The sequence below is a fragment of the Streptomyces sp. NPDC005374 genome, from assembly GCF_042872225.1.
In the GTDB taxonomy this organism is placed as follows: Bacteria; Actinomycetota; Actinomycetes; order Streptomycetales; family Streptomycetaceae; genus Streptomyces.
In genome coordinates, this window is record NZ_JBIAKA010000004.1 from 146,355 (window position 1) to 166,285 (window position 19,931).

Consider the following 19,931-nt stretch of genomic DNA (forward strand, 5'->3'; position numbering starts at 1 on the left):
CCCGGGTCATCGCAGGTTTCGTTCGGTCCCGTGGGTCCTGCGCATCCCGTGTCATCGCACCGTCCCTCACAGCGGCAGCCTCGCCGTCACCCGTCCTCGGCCCGCCGTGCAGCGACCGCCGAGTTCCGCCGCGCGCTCCTGCATCGACGTGATGCCCACACCCGCCTGCCACGGCGCGTCCCCGGCAGTGGGCGTGCCGTCGTCGCACACCTCGAGCCACAGGCCGTCACCGATCTCGACGCGCAGGTCCACGCGCGAGGCGCGGGCGTGCCGGGCGGCGTTGGTGAGGGCCTCGACCGCGATCCGGTAGGCGGCCACCTCCACGGCGGCGGGCAGTACCGGCAACCGGTCGGGGGCCTGGATCCGCACCTGCAGCGGGGTGCCGTCGGCACGGCAGGACAGCCAGGCGGCACGCTCCCGCAGGGCGCCGAGCAGCCCCAGCTGGTCCAGGTCCGGCGGCCTGAGCCCGTCCACCAGACGCCTGACCTCCCCGACCGCGCCGCCGATCTCGGCCCGCAGTTCGGCCAGCAGACCGAGCGCCCGCTCCCGGTCGAACGCCAGCAGGTTGCCCACCGCGTCCACCTGGAAGGCCGCTCCGGCGAGCGTCGGACCGAGCCCGTCGTGCAGATCGCGGCGGATGCGCCGCCGTTCCTCCTCCTGCGCGGCGACGATCCGTTCCCGGGACACCTGCAACTGCCGGGTCAGGTCGGTCGCGTGCAACGCCGCCGCGAGCGGAACCGCCAGCAGCTCCAGGACGGCCAGGTCCGCCGGGGCCGGCTGCTGCTCCCCGGGCCGCAGGCCGACCACCAGCTCGCCGACGTCGTGGCCGTCGTAGTCCAGCGGGACGGTGTGCACGGGCCCCGCCAGGGTTCCCCAACTCCCGCTCCCCGTCCCCGACCTGGAGTCGACGCACGCGTACGGCACCCGCAGCGCCTCGCCCACCGCCTCCGGCACCGCGCCCACCCCGGTCCCCGCGAGCCGTTTGCCGATCCGCGAGACCACACGCACCGGATCGTGCCGTTCGCCGTACAGGGCCCGGTCGACCATGCGCTGCAGTCCCCGCCGGGCGGGCTCGAAGGCGACGGCGAGGGTGACCGTGACGAGCGCCGGGCCAAGGAGGTCGGGCAGCGGGGCGAGCTGCGACTGCACGAAGGCGACGAGGCCGACGTAGGCGGCGATCACGCCGAGGGTGAGCGCGCCGTACAGCAGGCTCCGGGAGACGACGACGCGGATGTCGAGCAGTTCGTGACGGACCACGGCGATCACGATGGCGGCGGGCAGGAACAGGGTGCAGCACGACGTGTAGACCGCGGGAAAGCCGACGATCTGCAGCAGCACGCTCAGCGCCAGCGGTGTCATCCCGGCGATCAGCCACAGCAGTCGGCGCCGGTCCTGTTCCCCGCCGCGCCGGTAGCGCATGGCCATGACGGCGAACACGGCGGCCAGCACCAGACAGGCCTTGGCGGTCTCCACGTGTCTGAGCACGGGCAGCCAGCCGTCGGGTGCCGGGAGGTACGAGGGTTCGGCCGGCGTGCCGAGGAACAGCCCCCAGTCGTCCCGCGCCCAGACCGCGAAGTCGAGGGGAGAGGACAGCAGTTGCAGCACCAGGGCCCAGCGCCAGCGGCGGTCGGGCAGCCGTCCGTCGGGGAACAGGAAGAACACGAAGACGAACGCCCACGAGCTGCCGATGATCCAGGTGTGCCGCCCGATCGTGACGACCGCGCGCAGCAGCTCGGACGGCCAGCCCAGCCGCAGCCCCTCGACGCCCACGCCGATCGACAGTCCCGTGAACGCGTGCCCCAGGCCGTACCCGATCAGCAGCCAGCCGATGGGGTTGCGCGGCCGGTGCAGCGCGATCACCGTGCCGCAGACGGGGTAGGCGAGACCCACGGCCAGGTCGACGACCATGTCGTAGCGGACCAGGTCCCGCGCCGGGACGTTCGCCATCGCCAACAGCACGGCCCCGGCCGTCACTTGGGCGAGCGCCAGACCCAGCAGGGCGTACGCCGCCACGGTGCGCCGCCGGGTACGCCCCCGCCCGTCCTCCATGCCCTCATCGTCCCGGTTCGACCGCCCGGGTGTCTTGGGAACGGTTCCCGGTCCACCCGGGAGAGGTTCCGGGGACCGCCCGGCCGTCGCCCCTCAACTCCCGGCCGCTGAGGGCGCGATGCTCGTGGCAGGAAAGCAGGACCGACGGGGGAGAACGAACCATGCTGACACTGAACCGACGCCTGACGGGCGTCGTGCTGGGCTCGCTGCTCGCACTGGGCACCGCCGCCGCGGTACCGGCCGCGGCACAGACCTCGGCGGCGCCGACAAAGGCCCGGGCGGCCGCGTGCGGCATCGCGGTGAACGAGGCGCACATCAACGGGCGTTGGAACGCCCTCGGCGGGGCCGGCGGCTGGCTGGGCTGCCCGAGGAGCTACACCAGGGACGTCTACCTGAACGGCGTCTACGCCGGCAAGCGCCAGTACTTCGACTACGGCAACGTCACCTGGTCGCCGCGGCAGGGCCGGAACATGGTCGTGGCCGCGTGGGAGGACGGCGGCTACGCCTACTTCAACTGGAGTACGACGTCGCCGTACAGCTACGACAGGTTCCTGGTCCGCTACACCAGCGCCGCCGACCCGAACGGTACGCAGCGCGAGGTGGGTGGCGGGACGTCCGGCCGGGTGCGGGTGGTGCAACGCACCACGGGCGCCTACACGTTCCGGGTCGAGGGCTGCGACGTGGGCGTCTTCGGGCACACGTGCCGCCAGGGCTGGACGCTGAGCGCGTCGACGCCCAGCTAGCTGACCGTCACCTCGGGGGAACCGGGGCCGGCGAGGCGGTTGCGCCTCGCCGGCCCCGCGCCGCGTTACAGGTACTTCTTCAACTCCCGCCGCGCCAGCGACCGTTGGTGGACCTCGTCCGGGCCGTCCGCGATCATCAGGGTGCGGGCCCCGGCGTACAACTCGGCCAGCGGGAAGTCCTGGCTGACACCGCCCGCGCCGTGCAGCTGGATCGCCCGGTCGATGATGTCGACCACCGCGCGCGGCGTGGCGATCTTGATGGACTGGATCTCGGTGTGGGCGCCCCGGTTGCCGACCGTGTCCATCAGCCAGGCCGTCTTCAGCACCAGCAGCCGCAGTTGCTCGACGGTCACGCGCGCGTCGGCGATCCAGTTGTGCACCACGCCCTGCTGGGCCAGCGCCTTGCCGAAGGCGTTGCGCGCAACGGCCCGCCTGCACATCAGCTCGATGGCCCGCTCGGCCATGCCGATCAGCCGCATGCAGTGGTGGATCCGGCCCGGTCCGAGACGGGCCTGGGCGATGGCGAAGCCGCCGCCCTCCTCACCGATCAGGTTCGCGGCCGGTACGCGCGCGTGGTCGAAGACCACCTCGGCGTGGCCGCCGTGGGAGTGGTCCTCGTAGCCGAAGACCTGCATCGCGCGCTTCACGGTGACGCCCGGGGTGTCGCGCGGGACCAGGATCATGGACTGCTGGCGGCGGATGTCCTCGCCGTCCGGGTCCGTCTTGCCCATCACGATGAAGATCTTGCAGTCCGGGTTCATCGCCCCGGAGATGTACCACTTGCGGCCCGTGACGACGTACTCGTCGCCGTCACGCTCGATGTGGGTGGTGATGTTGGTGGCGTCGGACGACGCGACCTCCGGCTCCGTCATCGCGAACGCGGAGCGGATCTCACCGGCCAGCAGCGGCTCCAGCCACTGCTTCTTCTGCTGCTCGTCGGCGAACTGGGTCAGCACCTCCATGTTGCCCGTGTCGGGCGCCGCGCAGTTCAGCGCGGTGGGCGCGAGCTGGGGGGAGCGGCCGGTGATCTCGGCGAGCGGGGCGTACTGCAGGTTGGTCAGCCCGGCGCCGTACTCGGCGTCGGGCAGGAAGAGGTTCCACAGGCCCTGGCGGCGGGCCTCGGCCTTCAGCTCCTCCACCACGGCCGGGGTGTCCCACGGCGAGGCCAGCTGGGCGCGCTGCTCCTCCGCGACCGCCTCGGCGGGGTAGACGTACTCGTCCATGAAGGCGAGCAGCTTGGTGCGCAGCTCCTCGGTGCGCGCGTCGAACGCGAAGTCCATGCGGTTCAGCCTTCCTGGATGCCGTCGTGAAGCGTGGTGAGACCGTGCTGGATGAAGACCGGGACCAGGTCGCCGATGCGGTCGAAGCCGCCGCCGACGGTCTGGCCCAGGGTGTAGCGGTAGTGGATGCCCTCGAGGATCACGGCGAGCTTGAACCACGCGAACGCCGTGTACCAGGACACCGCCGTCACGTCCCGCCCGGAGCGCTCGGCGTACCGCGCGACCAGTTCGGCCGGATCAGGGTGCCCCGCGGCCTCGGCGGTCGTGGAGACCGGGGAGTCGGGCGCGCCCAGCGGCATGCTGTACATCACCAGCAGGCCGAGGTCGGTGAGCGGGTCGCCGAGGGTCGACATCTCCCAGTCGAGGATCGCCCTGATCCGGTCGTCGTCGCCCAGCAGGACGTTGTCGAGCCGGTAGTCGCCGTGCACGACCGTGGCCGCGGGGGACTCGGGCAGATGGCGGCCGAGCGCCGCGTGCAGCTCGTCGATGCCGGCCAGGTCGCGGTTGCGGGAGGCGTCCAGCTGCTTGCCCCAGCGGCGCAACTGACGGTCCAGGAAGCCCTCGGGGCGCCCGAAGTCCGCGAGCCCGACCTCCGCCGGATCCACCGCGTGCAGCTCGACGAGGGTGTCGACGAGGGACAGCACGGCGTCGCGGGTGCGCTGCGGGCCGAGAGGGGCGAGCTGGTCGGCGGTGCGGTACGGGGTGCCCTCGACGAACTCCATGACGTAGAACGGCGATCCGGGCGCCGCCTCGTTCTCGGGGTCCTCGCAGAGCAGGACCGGGTTCGGCACCGGCACGTTCGTGGGGTGCAGTGCGCTGATGACCCGGTGCTCGCGCTTCATGTCGTGCGCGGTGGCGAGGACATGGCCGAGCGGGGGCCGTCGTACGACCCACTTCGACGTGCCGTCCGACACCGCGTACGTGAGGTTCGACCGTCCGCCCTCGATCAGCCGGCCGGTCAGCGGACCGTGCACGAGGCCGGGCCGCTCGCGGTCGAGCAGGCCGCGCAGCTGGTCGAGATCGAGTCCTGGCGGATGATCGGGGCTCATCTGGGCTCCTTACGCACGTGAACGGGTACCGACCATCATGCCGACTGGTCGGTATGCCGTCCAGGGGGGACGGCGAACGTGATCCGGCCCACGATAGGCCGACAGCTCCCGGCCTGGTGTGGCGGGGAGCTGTCGGCGGTGCTTCTCGGTCAGGTCAGTGGTCGTCCCAGTGGCCGTCGTGAGCGGCGTGCCGGTGGCCGTCGTGGAGGTAGTCGACGTGGTCGCCGTGCAGGACGCTCTCGTGTCCGCAGTCCTGGCCGTGCCGGTGCTCGTGCTCCGAGTGCGAGACGTGCCCGCCGGGCTCGCACTCGTCCCAGTGGTCCTCGTGCTCGCGGTGCAGATGCCCGTCGTGCGCGAAGTCGACGTGGTCCCCGTGCGGCACCTCGGTGTGACCGCAGTCCGGGCCGTGGGCGTGCGTGTGGGAGGCGTGTTCGTGGTGGAGGGTGGTCATGGTGCTCACCTTCGAAGCGACGGGCGATGTTCGTCGGACAGGCTGCCACGGGTGGGGCGCATATCGGGAGATTCAGCACACGTGGCGCGACCCCTGGTGCCCGCCACCGTGCGCCGCTGCGACGACGGGGGCGCTCGGGGCCCGTGGGGGGTGCGGGCCTGCAGGGCTCGGCATCAAGCTGCGGGAGCCGCCCTGCCCGAAAGACACCGAAGCCGCACCGAACCGCTCGCCGACCGCGGCCAACGCCCACGGCGGCCTGAATGATGCCGAGCGGGGCCGATGCCGCAGGGGCGGTGCGGATGGAGGGATCGCGCCGCCGGGAAGATGCTCGCTGGGGCGTCGCCCGGCGGGACTGATGCCACTGGGGCGGGTGCCTGCGCAGACCGCGCGTGCGGGGACTGCGCCGCCGGGCAGGTGCTCACCGGGGCAGTGCCCGGCGGGGCCGGTGACACCGCGACGGTGTCTATGGGGACCACGCATGCGGAGACTGCGCCGCCGGGAAGGTGCTCACCGGGACGTTGCCCGGCGGGGCCGGTGCCACTGGGGCTGTCCCACCGCAACGGTGTCTGCGGAACCGTGCCGCGAGGGCCGCGCCGCCGCAACGGTCTGCACCGGACCCGCGTCGCCACTTCACCGGACCCGGCGCTCGGTCAGAGCACCAGGGCCGCCCCGCACGCCGCCAGGGCCACCGTGCACAGGACCGCCGCCGTGGCGTGTCTCGGGGTGAGCCGGGAGGGTCTGTCGGTCGATGCCAGGGTGCGGATGCGGCGGTGGGCGAGGTGCAGGAAGCACAGCCAGAGGACGCAGCACAGGGCGCAGGCGACGAGGCCCGCGGGCGACGGGCCGCCGTGCAGGGCGGACTTCACGCCGAGTACCGCACACGCCGTGCCGGAGAGGGTCGTACGGCGCCAGGCGAGCCGGGTGCGTTCGGGCTGGAGCCCGGGGTCGCGCTCCGAGGCCGCGCCCCCGCTCACCCCTCCCATCCGACGAGTACGACGAACACCATGGCGATGGCGACGACCGCGACCACCAGGCTCAGCAGCGCAGGGAACCGCGACGCCGGGAGGTCCTCTCCCCGCCGCATGGCCCGCTCGCACCGCACCCAGTGATTGACCGCCCGCAGTGAGCACAGCACCCCCGCCGCGAGAAGCGCGAGTGCCAGCCCGACCCGCCAGCCCCAGCGCAGATCCGGCAGGAACTGGTCCACGGCGAAGCCGCCGCCGATCAGCGCGAGCGCGGTACGCAGCCAGGCCAGAAAGGTGCGTTCGTTGGCCAGCGAGAACCGGTAGTCGGGGGTACGGCCCTCCTGCCGGACCTCCTCGGGGGCGAACCAGACGCGGACGTTCCGTGCGAAATCGATCACGCGCACGAGCCTATCGGGGAGCGGACGGCACAGGCCTCCTCAGTGATGTCGATCACCGTCGGGTCATGCACGTGCCCCGGGCCTTTGGTCACCCCATCGACCGGTACGCCCGCAACCGCTCGTAGGCCGCCAGCCCGTCCGGCACCCACTCCCACTCCCCGAGCCGCAGCTCCACCTCGTCCTCGGTCAGGAAGTCGTGCCAGGCGACCTCCTCCACCTGGGGGTTCACCGGGAGCTCGCAGTGGACTTGGTAGACGGCCGACCACCAGGTCCGGCCGGCCCCGTCGTCGTAGAGGAACTTGAAGAGGTACGCCGGGCGCGGGAGGCCGCTCACGCCCAGTTCCTCCTCGGCCTCGCGCAGGGCGGCGTCGTCGTACGACTCGCCCGCACCGACCACTCCGCCCACGAACATGTCGTAGAGGGACGGGAAGACCAGCTTGGTGGGTGTGCGGCGGTGGACGAAGAGACGGCCTTCGGCGTCCCTGGCCTGGATGAAGACACAGCGGTGGCGCAGGCCCTTCGCGTAGGCCTCGCCGCGCGGGGACTGTGCGACGACGACGTCGTTCTCGTCGACGATGTCGAGGATCTCGTCAGCAGCGCTCATACCCCCCATCCAAGCAGGGGCGCGCGTCAGCTCGGCTGGAGGTTCCGGGCGGGTTCCGACGGGGCGGCTCCACAGGGCATCGCGGGGTGCATCCCCAGCAGCACGATGCCCGCGACGACGGCCGCGAGTCCCAGCGCCTCCCAGGTCAGCGCGCCGGTGTCGGTGCGCAGCCGGTCGCCCAGGAAGCCCACCCCGCAGACGATCCCGGCGAGCGGCTGGGCGGCGGTCAGAGCGGGCAGCGACATCCGCAGCGGGGCGGTCTCGAACGCGCTCTGCACCAGGACGAGCCCGGTGACGCCGAGGGCCAGCACGGCGTACGGCTGCCAGCCGGTCATCAGTTCGGCGAGGCCGCCCTCGGAGAAGCGCTGGCCGCTGACCCGGGTGAGGGCGTCCTGGACGCCGTACAGCAGACCGGCCGCCAGGGCCAGCAGGACCGGGCCGGAGCTGAGCCGGGAGCGCTTGGCGTAGGTGGTGAGCAGCAGGGCGAGGCCGATCATCGCGCCGATGATCAGCCAGTGGCGCAGCGGATCGGTGACCGCCGTGCCGCCGCGCGGCTCGCCCGCCACGATGAACGCGCTCACCCCGCCCGCGAGCAGTGCGAGGCCGGCCCAGCCCTGGCGGCCCAGCGGCTGCCGGGTCTGCCGGCGGGAGAGGGCGAGGGCGAAGAGCAGGTTCGTGGCGAGGAGGGGTTCGACCAGGGACACCTCGCCCTGACCGAGCGCGATCGCGCCCAGGACCATTCCGGCCACCATGAGGCCGATGCCGCCGAGCCAGCGCGGCACCTTCACGAGGTCGAGGAGCAGCCGGGGTGAGAGGAAGTCGCTCAGCGGGGCCTGACGGGCCGCGTTCTGCTGGAGCACGAAGCCGAAGCCAAGGCAGCAGGCAGCACTCACGGCGAGAGTCAGAACCAGAACCGACACGCTGGGTACCTCGATCGTCCGGCCGGGCGGCTGGGGGTAGTCGCCGACTGTAGCGTCCCAGTGCCCGGCCTGCTCCTGGGAGTACCCGCATTCGAGCCGTCGACGCGGTCACCGCGCCCTCGCGGCGGCGGGGGGTTCCCGTCATGGTGCGGTGTGCGGGCGGCAGGCGCCATGGCGTACGCCACAGATGTGGGGTCTTGACCCGTTCCCACCAGCACCGGACGCTCACAACTTCCCCTCAGGTATGGAGAGTTGACGCGTGTAACGCGCCTTCGACCCTTGACGCAAAGCACAGGTGGGGGGTTGGCTGTCCGTGATCAGTCGATGGCGGTGCGAATCAGCCCGCCGACCTGCCTGTATCGGTTGTCGGCCTGCCCGCACCGGGCCGGGCACCCCCTGTGCACCACCCACCACGAACCATGTTCCGTGAGGAAAGCCCACACGGTGTCCCCGCCCCCGCCCTCCTTCGGCCGCAGTCGAAAACGCGCCGCCCAGGCCTTCGACGCGGCCCTCGACGACGCCGAACTCGTCGACGCGCGCGCCGCGTTGGCGCAGGGCAGGTGGCAGGCGGTCCGAACGCTGCTCACCCGGACGGGAGACGACTGGGACCGGCGTGGCCACCGGGCCACGGTCCTGGCCGCCGAGTCCTACAGCGACGCGTGGGCCCGGGACTGGCTGGTCGCCGAGCCGGACTCCGCCGACGCCGCCGTGCTGCTCGCCCTCGCCCTCGTCCATCGCGTCCAGCGGGGCAAGGGGCAGCCCGCCCTCGCCCGCGAGGCCTGCCGGACCGCGGCCCGGCTCGCGCCCGCCGACCCCACCCCCTGGCTCGGTCTGCTCCTGCTGGAGCGCGACCTCGGCGCGGCGGACGAGGTGGCCGACGTCTTCGGCGAGATCCGGCAGCGGTACGCCGACCACCACCACGCCCACCATCTGATGGTCGCCCGGCTCGCCGAGCGCCGAGCCGGGGCCGGCCCCGACCCGCTGCACGAGGTCTACGACTTCGCCAACTGGGCCGCCGAGCAGGCCCCCGCCGACTCCCCGCTCGCCATCCTGCCGGTCATCGCGCACACCGAGCGCTACCGGGCCCTGGCCGCCGCCGGGCAGGAGCCGGCCGACCCGGCCGCCTCCGGACACTGGACCGGACGCCGGGCCCGGCAGGTGATGAAGTCCGCCTTCGACTGGTGGCTGGAATGGGAGCACGAGGACCACCCCCGCCGCCTGGTCGACCTCAACTTCCTCGCCCACGCGAAGGTCTGCGAGGGCCGCGGCGCCGAGGCCGCCGCCCTCTTCCACCGCATCGGCGAACGCCCCACCCCGGCCCCCTGGTCCTATCCGGACCGTGAGCCGTACTCCGCCTTCCGTGCCGCCCGCGACCATGCGCTCGGCACGGTGTGAACCCCCGAACCCTCAGAAGGACGGTCCCCATGACCACCGAAAGTTCCCGTACGGGCAGACCGCCCGCCGACGGCATCAGTACGTTCAAGGGGCAGGACCGGGCCCTGCGCGCCGGCCGCCTCGGCACCGGGGGCCTGCTGCTCTCCGTTCTCGCCGCGACCGCTCCCCTCATGGTCGTTGCGGGTGTCATGCCCACAACATTCGCGGTGATGAAGATCGTCGGCCAGCCCCTTCTCTTCGTCCTCCTCGGCGTGGTCCTCGTCCTGTTCAGCGTCGGCTACGCCGAGATGAGCCGGCACGTCCACAACGCCGGCGCCTTCTACGCCTACATCTCCCGAGGCCTCGGCGCCACGGCCGGAGCGAGCGCGGCCCTCGTCGCCCTGGTCTCCTACAACGCCCTCCAGGTCGGCATCTACGGCATCTTCGGCTTCGAGGTCTCCGGCCTGTTCGCCACCTACACCGACCTGTCGGTGGCCTGGTGGATACCCGCGCTGGTGGCCGCCCTGGTCGTGGGCGCGCTGGGCTGGCTGAAGATCGACGTCAACGCGCGCGTGCTCGGCGTCCTGCTGATCGTCGAGGTCGCCCTGGTCGTCGTCTTCGACATCGCCGCCGTCGCCGACCCGGCGGCCCAGGGCCTCTCGCTGCACGCCTTCAACCCGGACACCCTCAGCGGCGCCGGCGTCGGCACCGCCCTGTGCTTCTGCATCGCGGCCTTCCTCGGCTTCGAGCAGGCCCCCGTGTACGCCGAGGAGACCAGCCGCCCGCACATCCTGGTGCCGCGCGTGATGTTCCTCGCCGTGGGCGGCGTCGCCGTCTTCTTCGCGCTCAGCAGCTGGGCCCTCACCGTCGCCACCGGGCCCTCGGCGATCGTCGCCGAGTCCCAGAAGCAGAGCGCCGGACTCCTCTTCGGCCTCACCGAGTCCCGCCTCGGCGGCACGTTCACCGACGTCCTGCACGTCCTGTTCGTGACCGGCATGTTCGCCGCCATGCTCAGCTTCCACAACGTCGTCGCCCGCTACGCCTTCGCCATGGGCCGCGAGGGCCTGCTGCCCGCCGCCTTCGGCCGCACGAACAGCGCGAGCGGCGCCCCCGGCACCGGGTCGCTGCTGCAGACCGCCGTGTCCGTGATCGTCGTGGTCGTCTTCGCGATCGCCGACGACAAGCCCACCGGCGACCCCACCGTGCCGGTCCTGCAGCTGTTCACCTGGTTCGGCAACCTCGGCTCCCTGGGCGTGATCGTGCTGATGGCGGCCGCCTCCGCCTCGGTGGTCGCCTTCTTCGTCCGGCGCGGTGCCGCGGGCGCCCAGGCCTGGCGACTGGCCACCTCCGTCCTCGCGGGGATCGCCCTGCTGGTGATCGCCGTCTACACGGTCAAGGACTTCGACGTCCTGGTCGGCGCCGGCCCCGGTTCCTCCCTGAGCTGGCTGCTGCCCGGCATCATCGGACTCGCCCTGGTGGTGGGCCTGGCGCAGGGCCTGTTCCTGAAGGCCCGCAAGCCCGAGGCGCATGCCCGGATCGGCCTGGGCAACGAGGCGTTCCAGCTGGACAAGGCGGCCGAGGAGGTGTCGTAGCTCCCCGGTGTCCGGACGCCCGCTGAGAACCGGATGAGAAGTGGTTACGGAAGTCTGACGAGCACCCGCGATTCCTGGTCCCACGGGGGTCGCGGGTGTTCGAATGGATACGTGAACACCGAACAACCCGAGGAGCAGCGCGGTACGCCGGTCGGCCGTCGCGTCCTCCTCGGCACCCTCGGCCTGGGCGCGCTCGGCGTGGTAGCCGCCCCCACCCTGCAACGCGGCCTGGAGGCCTTCCTCGGCAGCGCCGCCGACAAGGACCCCACCGGCCTGACGGGACTGCTCCCCAACGGGGGCGGCTTCCGCTACTACTCGGTGACGTCCTCCGTACCGCACAAGAACGCCGGGAACTACCAGCTCAAGATCGACGGCCTGGTCTCCCGCCCGCGCACGTACACCCTGGCCGACCTGCGGGCGATGCCGCAGACCCGGCTCGTCAAGGACGTCCAGTGCGTGACGGGCTGGCGGGTCCCGGACACACCGTTCGAAGGCGTACGGCTCTCCCGGCTGCTGGACGCCGCCGGAGTGACGGCGAAGGCGGGCGCCGTCCGCTTCAGCTGCTTCGACGGGGCGTACACCGAGAGCCTCACCCTCGACCAGGCCCGCCGCTCGGACGTCCTGGTGGCCCTGCGCATGCAGGACAAGGACATCGGCCACTCCCACGGCGGCCCGGTCCGCCTCTACGTGGCCCCCATGTACTTCTACAAGTCCGCCAAATGGCTGTCCGGCATCACCGTCACCGAGGACGTGGAGCGGGGCTACTGGGAGCACCGGGGCTATGACGTCGACGCCTGGGTCGGCAAGTCGAACGGGCGGGACGATGAACCTACGAACTGACGCCCCGCCGCGGACAAGGATCCGCCGCTTCGGCCGCAGCCAGAAGTGGGTCCACCGCACGACCGCCGCACTGATGGGCGTCTGCGTGGCCACCGCCGCCTGTCTGTACATCCCGCAGTTCGCCGAACTCGTCGGCCGCCGCGAGCTGGTGGTCCGCGTCCACGAATGGGCGGGTCTGGCCCTGCCGGTACCGGTCCTGGTGGGCCTGGTCTCCCGCGCCTTCCGCGCCGACCTGGGCTTCCTGAACCGCTTCGGCCCGCACGACCGGATCTGGCTGAGCGCCGCACTGCGCCGCGACAAGCGCCGGGCGTCGCGCCCCGCGGGCAAGTTCAACGCGGGGCAGAAGGTCTACGCCGCCTGGATCTCCGGCGCGAGCCTCGTCATGCTGGGCACGGGTCTGCTGATGTGGTTCACCCACCTCACCCCGATCCAGTGGCGCACCAGCGCGACCTTCGTCCACGACTGGCTCGCCCTGACCGTCGGCATCGTCCTCGCGGGCCACATCGGCATGGCGCTCGGCGACCCGGAGGCACGCAGGGGGCTGCGGACGGGGACGGTGGACAGGGACTGGGCGGAACGCGAACACCCCCTGTGGCGGCCGTGAGCCCTACGGGCATTCGCTCCTGCGGCGCGCCGCCCCGCTGACGTACTCCACCCGCAGCGCCGGATCCCCTTCGCGCAGCACGTACAACGTGCCGTCCGACGGGGACCAGTAGCGGGGCACGAGGAACAGCCGGTCGCCGGAGACATGGAACAGCCGCAGCCCGGCGTACCGGAAGTGGTACGGACTGCCCTTCTCCGCCACGGCAGCGACACAGCTGCCGCCGCCGCGGATCAGCAGATCCTGCTTGCTGAACACGACGACCACGGGGAAACCGCCGTTCACGGTGGCGGCCGTCTCGGTGGCCCGGGCCCGCCCGATGATCCCGGCGTACGCGTACACCGCCCAGAAGAGGGCGACTACGGCCACGAGGAGGGCGGGCGCCCAGATCCGCGCGGCCGCCTGACGCCGGAGCCCCTCCCCGGGTTCAGGTCTGGTGCGGGCGTACGCGCTCAGCAGCACGCCGATCAGCGCGGCGAGCGGGATGAGCAGGTCGAGCAGGCTCGGCGACAGGTAGTACAGGGAGCCCAGGAGCAGCGCGGGCAGCCAGGCGTGCCGTAGGACACGCAGTACGGCCGCGGCCCTCTCCGGGGCCCGCTGCACCCTGCGGTGCAGCACGGCCGCGACCATCGCGGCGGCGGCCAGGGCGAGTGCCGGGAAGTAGAGGGCGTCGACGCTGCGGAGGAGGTAGTCGGCGGTGGACAGGCGGAAGAGGGTGTCCCTGAGGCCCAGGGCACGGGTCTCCTGGTCGGTGCTGGCCCAGCCGAAGTAGAAGAGGACGGCGGTGAAGAGGGACACGAAGGACCCGACGGTACCGATCAGCTCCAGCCAGCTGCGGGGTTCGGGCGAGCGAGGGGGTGGGGGTGCCGGCGCGGGTGGTGTGGGGTTCGGCGGGAGGCCGGGTGGTGTGGGATCCGGTGCCGGTGGGCCGGGCCGTGGTGGGTCCGGCGCTGGAGGGTCCGGCGGTGGTGGGGATGGCGTACGGCCGATTCTCGCGCCCGCGCGGGCCAGGGTCCGTCGGAGACGGAGCAGTTGGGCGGGGGCGGTCACGAGGGCGTCGCGGAGACGGCGGCCGAGGTGGAGTCCGCGGGCGAGGGGACCGTGGGATTCGGGTCCACGACCGTGAGGGCCTTCTCGAGGGTGTCCGCGACGCCGTACTTCATCCAGATGTCGACCGTCCGCGGATAGGTGGCGAAGGACGGGACCGTGGTGGTGAAGGAGAACTGGTCGCCGGACTGGGACCCTTTGACGAACGTGAGCCCGTCCAGCGGTTTCTCGCCACCGATGAGGAAGTCCTGGACCGAGATCAGGTCCTCGGGGCTGAAGGGGGCACCGCTGACCTGGACGGTGATCTGTTCGCCCGCTTTCACCTCGGCGGGGGTCGCCCTGGCGATCCGGAAGGTGCAGACAGCCGTGCCGCCGGTCTCGTCCGAACCGCTCAACCTGGCCGTGACCGAAGGGTGTTGCCGGTGGAACCGCAGCATGTCACCGAGTACGGCATACGCGGCGCGCCCCTTGCAGGTGCCGGCACCCCCGTTGGCGGCGGCGTAGGACTCGGCCGCCTCGTCCCATGTGCCGCCGCTCCGGCCCTGGAGCGCGAGACATGCGTGGGCCAAGCCACGCAGTACCTGCCAAGCGGCTTCGGTCTTGTCCGGCTGTGCCTCGATGACACCCAGCGTGGCCTTGCACTCGCCGGGCTTGCGCCCGAGTTGGTCGTAGACGAACTCCGGATCCGGCGACTGCTCGGTGTTGGGCGAACGCGGGCCCGGCCGCAGCCAGTCGGGCTTCTCCGCCGGCCTCGGCCCGCTGCCCCCGGAATCGTTTCCGCCGGAGCCGCCGCCACCCCCGCCCGCGCCTTCGGAACCGCCCCCGCCGCCCCCGCCACTCCCACTGCCGTCGTCGGAGGGCTTCCACGTCGGCATGCCGCCACCGGAATCACCGGAATCACCGGAACCGTTAGAACCGCCAGAAGCGCTGGATCCGCCACCACCAGAAGCACTGGAACCACCGGAGCCGTCGGAACCACCGGAGCCGTCGGAACCTCCCGACCCCCCGCTCCCGCCCCCCGAAGCCTCTCCGGACACACCGGTCTCCCCGGAACCTCCCGAGCGTTCGTCCCCGCCCCCACCGCAGGCCGCCGCCGTCCCGATCGCCAGCGCACCCGCGAGAAGTAATCCGGATACGCGCATCCCGAGTGAGATCGCCATGACACCCCCGCTGCCAAGTCACCTCATGATGGGACCAAGCCCCGTGCCAGGGAAGCGACTTGGCCCAGGCTGCGAAAGCAGGGACGAACGGATGCCGGAGGGGGAGGCGGAACGGCCCGTCCTCGCGAGGAGGACGGGCCGCAGGAGCCGTAAGACCGCTGGAAGAACCGCTAGATGATCAGCGAGAGCAGCAGCACCAGCCCGCCCGCGACCACCGAGATGATCGTCTCCATGAGCGACCAGGTCTTGATGGTCTGCCCGACGTCCAGTCCGAAGTACTCCTTGACCAGCCAGAACCCGGCGTCGTTGACATGGCTGAAGAAGAGCGAACCGGCGCCGATGGCGAGGACGAGCAGGGCCGCGTGGGTCGTCGACATGTTCTCGGCGAGCGGCGCGACCAGTCCGGCCGCGGAGACCGTGGCCACCGTCGCCGAGCCCGTCGCCAGCCGGATCACCAGCGCGATCAGCCAGGCCAGCAGCAGCGCCGGGATCGACCAGTCCTCGGAGATCTCCAGGACCATCCGACCCACACCGGAGTCGATCAGGGTCTGCTTGAAGCCGCCGCCCGCGCCGACGATCAGCAGAATGCCGGCGATGGGCGCGAGGCCCCTTTCGACGAGCGGGGTCAGACGCTCCTTGCCGAACCCGGCGGGGCGGAGCAGCGTGAAGATGCCCACGAGGACCGAGGCCAGCAGCGCGATCAGCGGGGAGCCGACGACGTCGAAGACGCGCTGCACGGTGTTGTCGGGGTCGTCGATCACGATGTCGACCAGCGCTTTGGAGAGCATCAGGACGACCGGGAGCAGGATCGTGGTGAGGGTGGCGCCGAAGCCCGGGCGCTTCTCCAGCTCCTCCGAGGCACGCTGCGGGATCATCCGGTCGGGCGCCGGGACGTCCACCCAGCGGGCCGCGACCTTCGAGAACAGGGGACCGGCGACGATCACCGTCGGGATGGCGACCAGCACGCCGAGCGCGAGGGTCACACCGAGGTTGGCCTGCACCGCGTCGATCGCGACCAGCGGGCCGGGGTGCGGCGGCACCAGGCCGTGCATCACCGAGAGACCCGCGAGAGCCGGGATGCCGATGCGCATCAGGGAGTAGTTGCCGCGCTTGGCGACCATGAGCACGACCGGGATCAGCAGCACCACGCCGACCTCGAAGAAGAGGGGGAGTCCGATCACGGAGGCGATCAGGACCATCGCCCACGGCATGGAACGGCCGCCCGCCTTCGCCAGGATCGTGTCGACGATCTGGTCGGCACCCCCGGAGTCGGCGAGCATCTTGCCGAGGATCGCGCCCAGGGCGATCAGCACACCGACACCGGCGACCGTGGTGCCGAGGCCGGTGGTGAAACTGGCGATGGCCTTGTCGAGCGGCGCCCCGGCGACCGCGCCGAGCACGAGCGTGCCCAGGGTCAGCGCCAGGAACGCGTGGAGCTTGAACTTGGTGATGAGCAGGACGATGACGGCGATGCCCGCCAGGACGGCGATGCCCAGCTGAGCGTGACCGGCCGAGGTGATCGGCTCGGGTGCGTCCGCTGCCAGCATCTCGACGCTGAGTCTGGTCACGGGGGATTCCCTTGCAGGTACGGGGACGTTCTTCGGAAAAGGTGTTTCAAGGGGCTTTACGGGCGTTCGGCGAGTGCCTTGGCGGCCCGCCCGGTGATCTCCTCCGGGCTGCCGGACACGTCCACCACGACCCCGGCCTCGTCCTCCTGGAGGGGCTGGAGCGTGGCGAACTGCGAGTCCAGCAGCGCGGTGGGCATGAAGTGCCCCTGCCGGTGCGACATCCGGTCCTCGATGAGGGCCCGGTCGCCCGCCAGGTGCACGAAGACGACCCCGGGTGCCTCGGTCCGCAGCCGGTCGCGGTACGACCGCTTCAGCGCCGAGCAGCTGACCACCCCGCCGAGCCCCGCCCGCCCGTGCGCCCAGGAGCCGATGGCGTCCAGCCACGGCCACCGGTCCTCGTCGGTGAGCGGGGTGCCTGCCGACATCTTCGCGATGTTGGCCGGCGGGTGGAAGTCGTCGCCCTCGGCGTACGGAACGCCGAGCCGGGCCGCGAGCAGGGGACCGATGGTGGTCTTCCCGGTGCCCGCTACGCCCATGACCACGACGACATGGGGGGTACTCATCGCTGCCTCACCGTCTGGTTCGTCTTCGACATGTGATGTCGACGCAACTGAAACCGATTAGGTACGACTATTCAAGGCCCTGGCGCAAATAAGTCTGACTTTTTGGCGGTGTGATCCGGCACGTACGCTGAGTGCATGAGCACATCGGGCCGGGGGCTGCACGGCCAGGTACTGGAGAACCTCGGTCCCGCGATCACCGCGGGCGAGTACCCGCCGGGCAGCGTTCTGCGCACCGACGAACTGGCCCAGCGCTTCGACGTCTCACGTTCGGTGATGCGCGAGGCGGTCCGGGTCCTGGAGTCCATGCACCTGGTCGAGTCCCGCCGCCGCGTGGGCGTGACGGTGCGCCCCAAGGCCGAGTGGAACGTCTACGACCCCCAGGTCATCCGCTGGCGGCTGGCCGGCACCGACCGCCCGGCGCAACTGCGCTCGCTGACCGTGCTGCGTTCGGCGATCGAGCCGGTGGCGGCGGGCCTGGCCGCGAAGAACGCGACAGCCGAGCAGTGCGCCCAGCTCACCGAGTGCGCGCTCGGCATGGTCGCCAACTCCAGGGGCCACCGGCTTGAGGGCTACCTCTTCCACGACATCGCCTTCCACCGGGTGATCCTCAATGCCTCCGGCAACGAGATGTTCGCGCACCTCGGCGACCTCGTCGCGGAGGTCCTCACCGGCCGTACCCAGCACGAGGTCATGTTCGAGGACCCCGCCCCGGCCGCCGTCACCCTCCACGTCCGCCTCGCCGAGGCGATCCGCGCGGGCGACGCCGCCCACGCGGAGGAGCTGACCCGCGAGATCGCGGTGGGGGCCCTGCAGGAACTCGACATCCTGGCGCCGTAGTTCAGCCCGGAAAGTCCCCGTCCACGTACACCCAGGCCCCGTCGACCCGTTCGAACCGACTGCGCTCGTGGAGTGAACCGCCCTTGAACGAGGCGCGGAACGTCACCGTGCCGGTGCTGTGGAACGCCGATCCGTCACTCGCCCCGAGGATCTGCAGGCCGGTCCAGCGCATCCCGGGATCGAAGTCGACGCCCGGCGGCCGGGTCCGGGGATGCCATGTGCGCAGCAGATACGCCTCGTCCCGCTTCACGAAGGCGCAGTACCGCGAGCGCATCAGCGCTTCGGCGGTCGGCGCCGCGGCCGCACCCCGGTGGAAACGGCCGCAGCAGGTGTCGTAGGTCTCGGCGAGACCGCAGGGGCAGGACGTGGCGAGGGGCCGGGGCTTCGAGGTACGTCGGGACATGACCACCATTGTGCTGGCGCGGGAGCCCAGGTCCCGCCCGCCTACGCCGACTCGGCGTTGGTGGGCGGGTGCGCGGGCCGGGCCGGGAACATCGTGGGCAGCGGCGGCAACGCGACCCCGCGCACCCACGCGTCGAACAGCCCGTCCAGCGGTTCGTCCGCGTACCGGTTGACATGGGCCGTGAACGTCGAGGTGGTCACGGCCCCGCCCCGGTGCAGCCCCGTCCAGCCGCGCAGCATCCGGAAGAACGCCTCGTCACCCAGCGCGCAGCGCAGCGCGTGCACGGCGAGCCCGCCGCGCTCGTAGAGCCGGTCGTCGAACATCGACTTGCGGCCCGGGTCGGCCAGCCGCAGGTCCTGGGGGAGCGTGGACACCAACCGGTGCGCGACGACGGCCAGTTGCTGGGCCGTACGGCCCCCCGAGCGCTCCGACCACAGCCACTCGGCGTACTTGGCGAACCCCTCGTTCAGCCAGATGTGCCGCCAGTCCGCGATGGACACACTGTTGCCGAACCACTGGTGCGCCAGCTCGTGCGCCACCAGCCGCTCCCAACCCCTGGCCCCGTCCACGTGGTTGGCGCCGAACAGCGACAACCCCTGGGCCTCCACGGGCACATCGAGCTCCTCCTCCGTGACGACGACCGCGTACTCGTCGAACGGATACGGCCCGAACAGCTCCTGGAACAGCTCCATCATCTGCGGCTGCCGCGCGAAGTCCCGGGAGAACTCCGGCAGCAGATGCGCCGGGATGTGCCCGTGCTGCGGCACCCCGCCAGGACCCGGATCGCCGAGCAGCACCGTCTGGTACTTGCCGATCGACAGCCCGACGAGATAGCTGGACGTGGGCGCGGCCTGCTCGTACACCCAGGTCGTCGTGGACGCCTTGGTCGTCCGGGTCAGCAGCCTGCCGCCCGCCACCACCGCGTACGCGGACGGCGTGGTGATCGAGATCTGGTACGACGCCTTGTCGGCGGGCCGGTCGTTGCACGGGTACCAGGACGGCGCTCCGATCGGCTGGCTCGCCACCAGCGCCCCGTCCTCCAGCTCCTCCCAGCCGAGCCCGCCCCAAGGGCTGTTCACCGGCTTGGGGTTGCCCGACCAGTGCACCTCGACCGTGAACGCCGCCCCGGGCCGCACCGGCTTCGACGGCCGGATCCGCAGCTTCCCGCCGCGGTGCGTGTAGTGCGCCTGCCGGCCGTCCACCCGGACCCGGCCGATCTTGAAGTCGGACAGGTTGAGCATGAACTCGGCCAGCGGCGAACGCCCCGCTATGGCGTTGATCCTGCCGCTCCCGGCCAGCCGGTTGGGGCCCGGGCGGTAGTCCAGCGCGAGCTCGTACCGGTGCACCCGGTACCGCGCGTCACCGTGGTCCGGGAAGTACGGGTCCGAACCCGCCGGTTGCTGGACTGCCACTGCCGCTTCTGCTCCCTGCGCTGCGTTGCCACTCGGATGCGCCGTCACACCGCTCACCGGAACCGAGTGGCCCGC

20 protein-coding genes are annotated in these 19,931 nt (G+C 71.7%); 6 read left to right on the forward strand and 14 right to left on the reverse strand.

Annotation, left to right across the window (positions count from 1 at the left end; translation table 11 throughout):
* Positions 1–66: 66 nt before the first annotated feature.
* The gene (locus ACFYRX_RS11895) at positions 67–2,049 is read right to left on the reverse strand and encodes a sensor histidine kinase (RefSeq protein ID WP_389098464.1); all 1,983 of its coding nucleotides are present in this window, start codon (positions 2,047–2,049) and stop codon (positions 67–69) included.
* Between the two features lie 161 nt (positions 2,050–2,210).
* Here ACFYRX_RS11895 and ACFYRX_RS11900 point away from each other — a divergent pair, with 161 nt between their 5' ends.
* Positions 2,211–2,792: a hypothetical protein gene (locus ACFYRX_RS11900; RefSeq protein WP_389098466.1), complete on the forward strand. Its 582-nt coding sequence runs from the start codon at positions 2,211–2,213 to the stop codon at positions 2,790–2,792.
* A gap of 65 nt (positions 2,793–2,857) precedes the next feature.
* On the opposite strand, the gene ACFYRX_RS11905 is transcribed toward ACFYRX_RS11900, so the two are convergent.
* From ACFYRX_RS11905 to ACFYRX_RS11935, 7 genes are all read right to left on the reverse strand, one after another.
* Complete coding sequence (locus ACFYRX_RS11905; RefSeq protein ID WP_389098467.1) at positions 2,858–4,072, reverse strand: acyl-CoA dehydrogenase; 1,215 nt, start codon at positions 4,070–4,072, stop codon at positions 2,858–2,860.
* Positions 4,073–4,077: 5 nt separating this feature from the next.
* Entirely contained in the window at positions 4,078–5,121 is a 1,044-nt protein-coding gene (locus tag ACFYRX_RS11910; RefSeq protein ID WP_389098469.1) for a phosphotransferase family protein, read from the reverse strand.
* A 154-nt stretch (positions 5,122–5,275) separates the two neighbouring features.
* A complete protein-coding gene (locus tag ACFYRX_RS11915; protein ID WP_389098471.1) occupies positions 5,276–5,572 on the reverse strand; it encodes a hypothetical protein in 297 nt (98 codons plus the stop codon).
* A 650-nt stretch (positions 5,573–6,222) separates the two neighbouring features.
* The gene (locus ACFYRX_RS11920; RefSeq protein ID WP_389098473.1) at positions 6,223–6,555 is read right to left on the reverse strand and encodes a DUF202 domain-containing protein; all 333 of its coding nucleotides are present in this window, start codon (positions 6,553–6,555) and stop codon (positions 6,223–6,225) included.
* Positions 6,543–6,935 (reverse strand): YidH family protein, encoded by a 393-nt coding sequence (locus ACFYRX_RS11925; RefSeq protein ID WP_389098475.1) that lies wholly within the window; start codon positions 6,933–6,935, stop codon positions 6,543–6,545. Before ACFYRX_RS11925 ends, ACFYRX_RS11920 begins: the two co-directional genes overlap by 13 nt.
* An 88-nt stretch (positions 6,936–7,023) precedes the next feature.
* On the reverse strand, positions 7,024–7,539 hold the full coding sequence (locus tag ACFYRX_RS11930) for an NUDIX hydrolase (RefSeq protein WP_389098477.1): 516 nt from the start codon (positions 7,537–7,539) through the stop codon (positions 7,024–7,026).
* Positions 7,540–7,565: 26 nt separating this feature from the next.
* Positions 7,566–8,459, reverse strand: coding sequence for a DMT family transporter (locus ACFYRX_RS11935; protein WP_389098479.1), 894 nt, complete (start codon positions 8,457–8,459; stop codon positions 7,566–7,568).
* 444 nt (positions 8,460–8,903) lie between these two features.
* On the opposite strand from ACFYRX_RS11935, the gene ACFYRX_RS11940 reads away from it, so the two are divergent.
* The 4 genes from ACFYRX_RS11940 (at position 8,904) to ACFYRX_RS11955 (ending at position 12,869) form a co-directional block, all read left to right on the forward strand.
* Positions 8,904–9,854, forward strand: coding sequence for a hypothetical protein (locus ACFYRX_RS11940; protein ID WP_389098480.1), 951 nt, complete (start codon positions 8,904–8,906; stop codon positions 9,852–9,854).
* A 29-nt stretch (positions 9,855–9,883) separates the two neighbouring features.
* The gene (locus ACFYRX_RS11945; RefSeq protein ID WP_389098482.1) at positions 9,884–11,425 is read left to right on the forward strand and encodes an APC family permease; all 1,542 of its coding nucleotides are present in this window, start codon (positions 9,884–9,886) and stop codon (positions 11,423–11,425) included.
* Between the two features lie 111 nt (positions 11,426–11,536).
* A complete protein-coding gene (locus tag ACFYRX_RS11950; RefSeq protein WP_389098484.1) occupies positions 11,537–12,265 on the forward strand; it encodes a molybdopterin-dependent oxidoreductase in 729 nt (242 codons plus the stop codon).
* On the forward strand, positions 12,249–12,869 hold the full coding sequence (locus tag ACFYRX_RS11955; RefSeq protein WP_389098486.1) for a cytochrome b/b6 domain-containing protein: 621 nt from the start codon (positions 12,249–12,251) through the stop codon (positions 12,867–12,869). The genes ACFYRX_RS11950 and ACFYRX_RS11955 overlap by 17 nt, the downstream gene beginning before the upstream one ends.
* Positions 12,870–12,872: 3 nt before the next feature.
* Here ACFYRX_RS11955 and ACFYRX_RS11960 read toward each other — a convergent pair whose 3' ends face one another.
* From ACFYRX_RS11960 to ACFYRX_RS11975, 4 genes are all read right to left on the reverse strand, one after another.
* Positions 12,873–13,664, reverse strand: a complete 792-nt coding sequence (locus ACFYRX_RS11960) for a hypothetical protein (protein ID WP_389098488.1) — start codon at positions 13,662–13,664, stop codon at positions 12,873–12,875.
* Positions 13,665–13,912: 248 nt separating this feature from the next.
* On the reverse strand, positions 13,913–14,788 hold the full coding sequence (locus tag ACFYRX_RS11965) for a hypothetical protein (protein WP_389098490.1): 876 nt from the start codon (positions 14,786–14,788) through the stop codon (positions 13,913–13,915).
* A 455-nt stretch (positions 14,789–15,243) separates the two neighbouring features.
* Positions 15,244–16,641: a GntP family permease gene (locus ACFYRX_RS11970; RefSeq protein ID WP_389098491.1), complete on the reverse strand. Its 1,398-nt coding sequence runs from the start codon at positions 16,639–16,641 to the stop codon at positions 15,244–15,246.
* Between the two features lie 56 nt (positions 16,642–16,697).
* Entirely contained in the window at positions 16,698–17,204 is a 507-nt protein-coding gene (locus ACFYRX_RS11975) for a gluconokinase (RefSeq protein WP_389098492.1), read from the reverse strand.
* 135 nt (positions 17,205–17,339) lie between these two features.
* On the opposite strand from ACFYRX_RS11975, the gene ACFYRX_RS11980 reads away from it, so the two are divergent.
* The gene (locus ACFYRX_RS11980) at positions 17,340–18,041 is read left to right on the forward strand and encodes a FadR/GntR family transcriptional regulator (RefSeq protein WP_389098494.1); all 702 of its coding nucleotides are present in this window, start codon (positions 17,340–17,342) and stop codon (positions 18,039–18,041) included.
* A gap of 1 nt (position 18,042) precedes the next feature.
* On the opposite strand, the gene ACFYRX_RS11985 is transcribed toward ACFYRX_RS11980, so the two are convergent.
* Together ACFYRX_RS11985 and ACFYRX_RS11990 are read right to left on the reverse strand one after the other, a co-directional pair.
* Positions 18,043–18,453 carry a YchJ family protein gene (locus ACFYRX_RS11985; RefSeq protein WP_389098495.1) on the reverse strand — a complete coding sequence of 137 codons (411 nt, stop codon included), beginning with the start codon at positions 18,451–18,453 and terminating at the stop codon, positions 18,043–18,045.
* Between the two features lie 32 nt (positions 18,454–18,485).
* The gene (locus tag ACFYRX_RS11990; protein WP_389098497.1) at positions 18,486–19,856 is read right to left on the reverse strand and encodes a M1 family metallopeptidase; all 1,371 of its coding nucleotides are present in this window, start codon (positions 19,854–19,856) and stop codon (positions 18,486–18,488) included.
* Between the last annotated feature and the right edge of the window lie 75 nt (positions 19,857–19,931).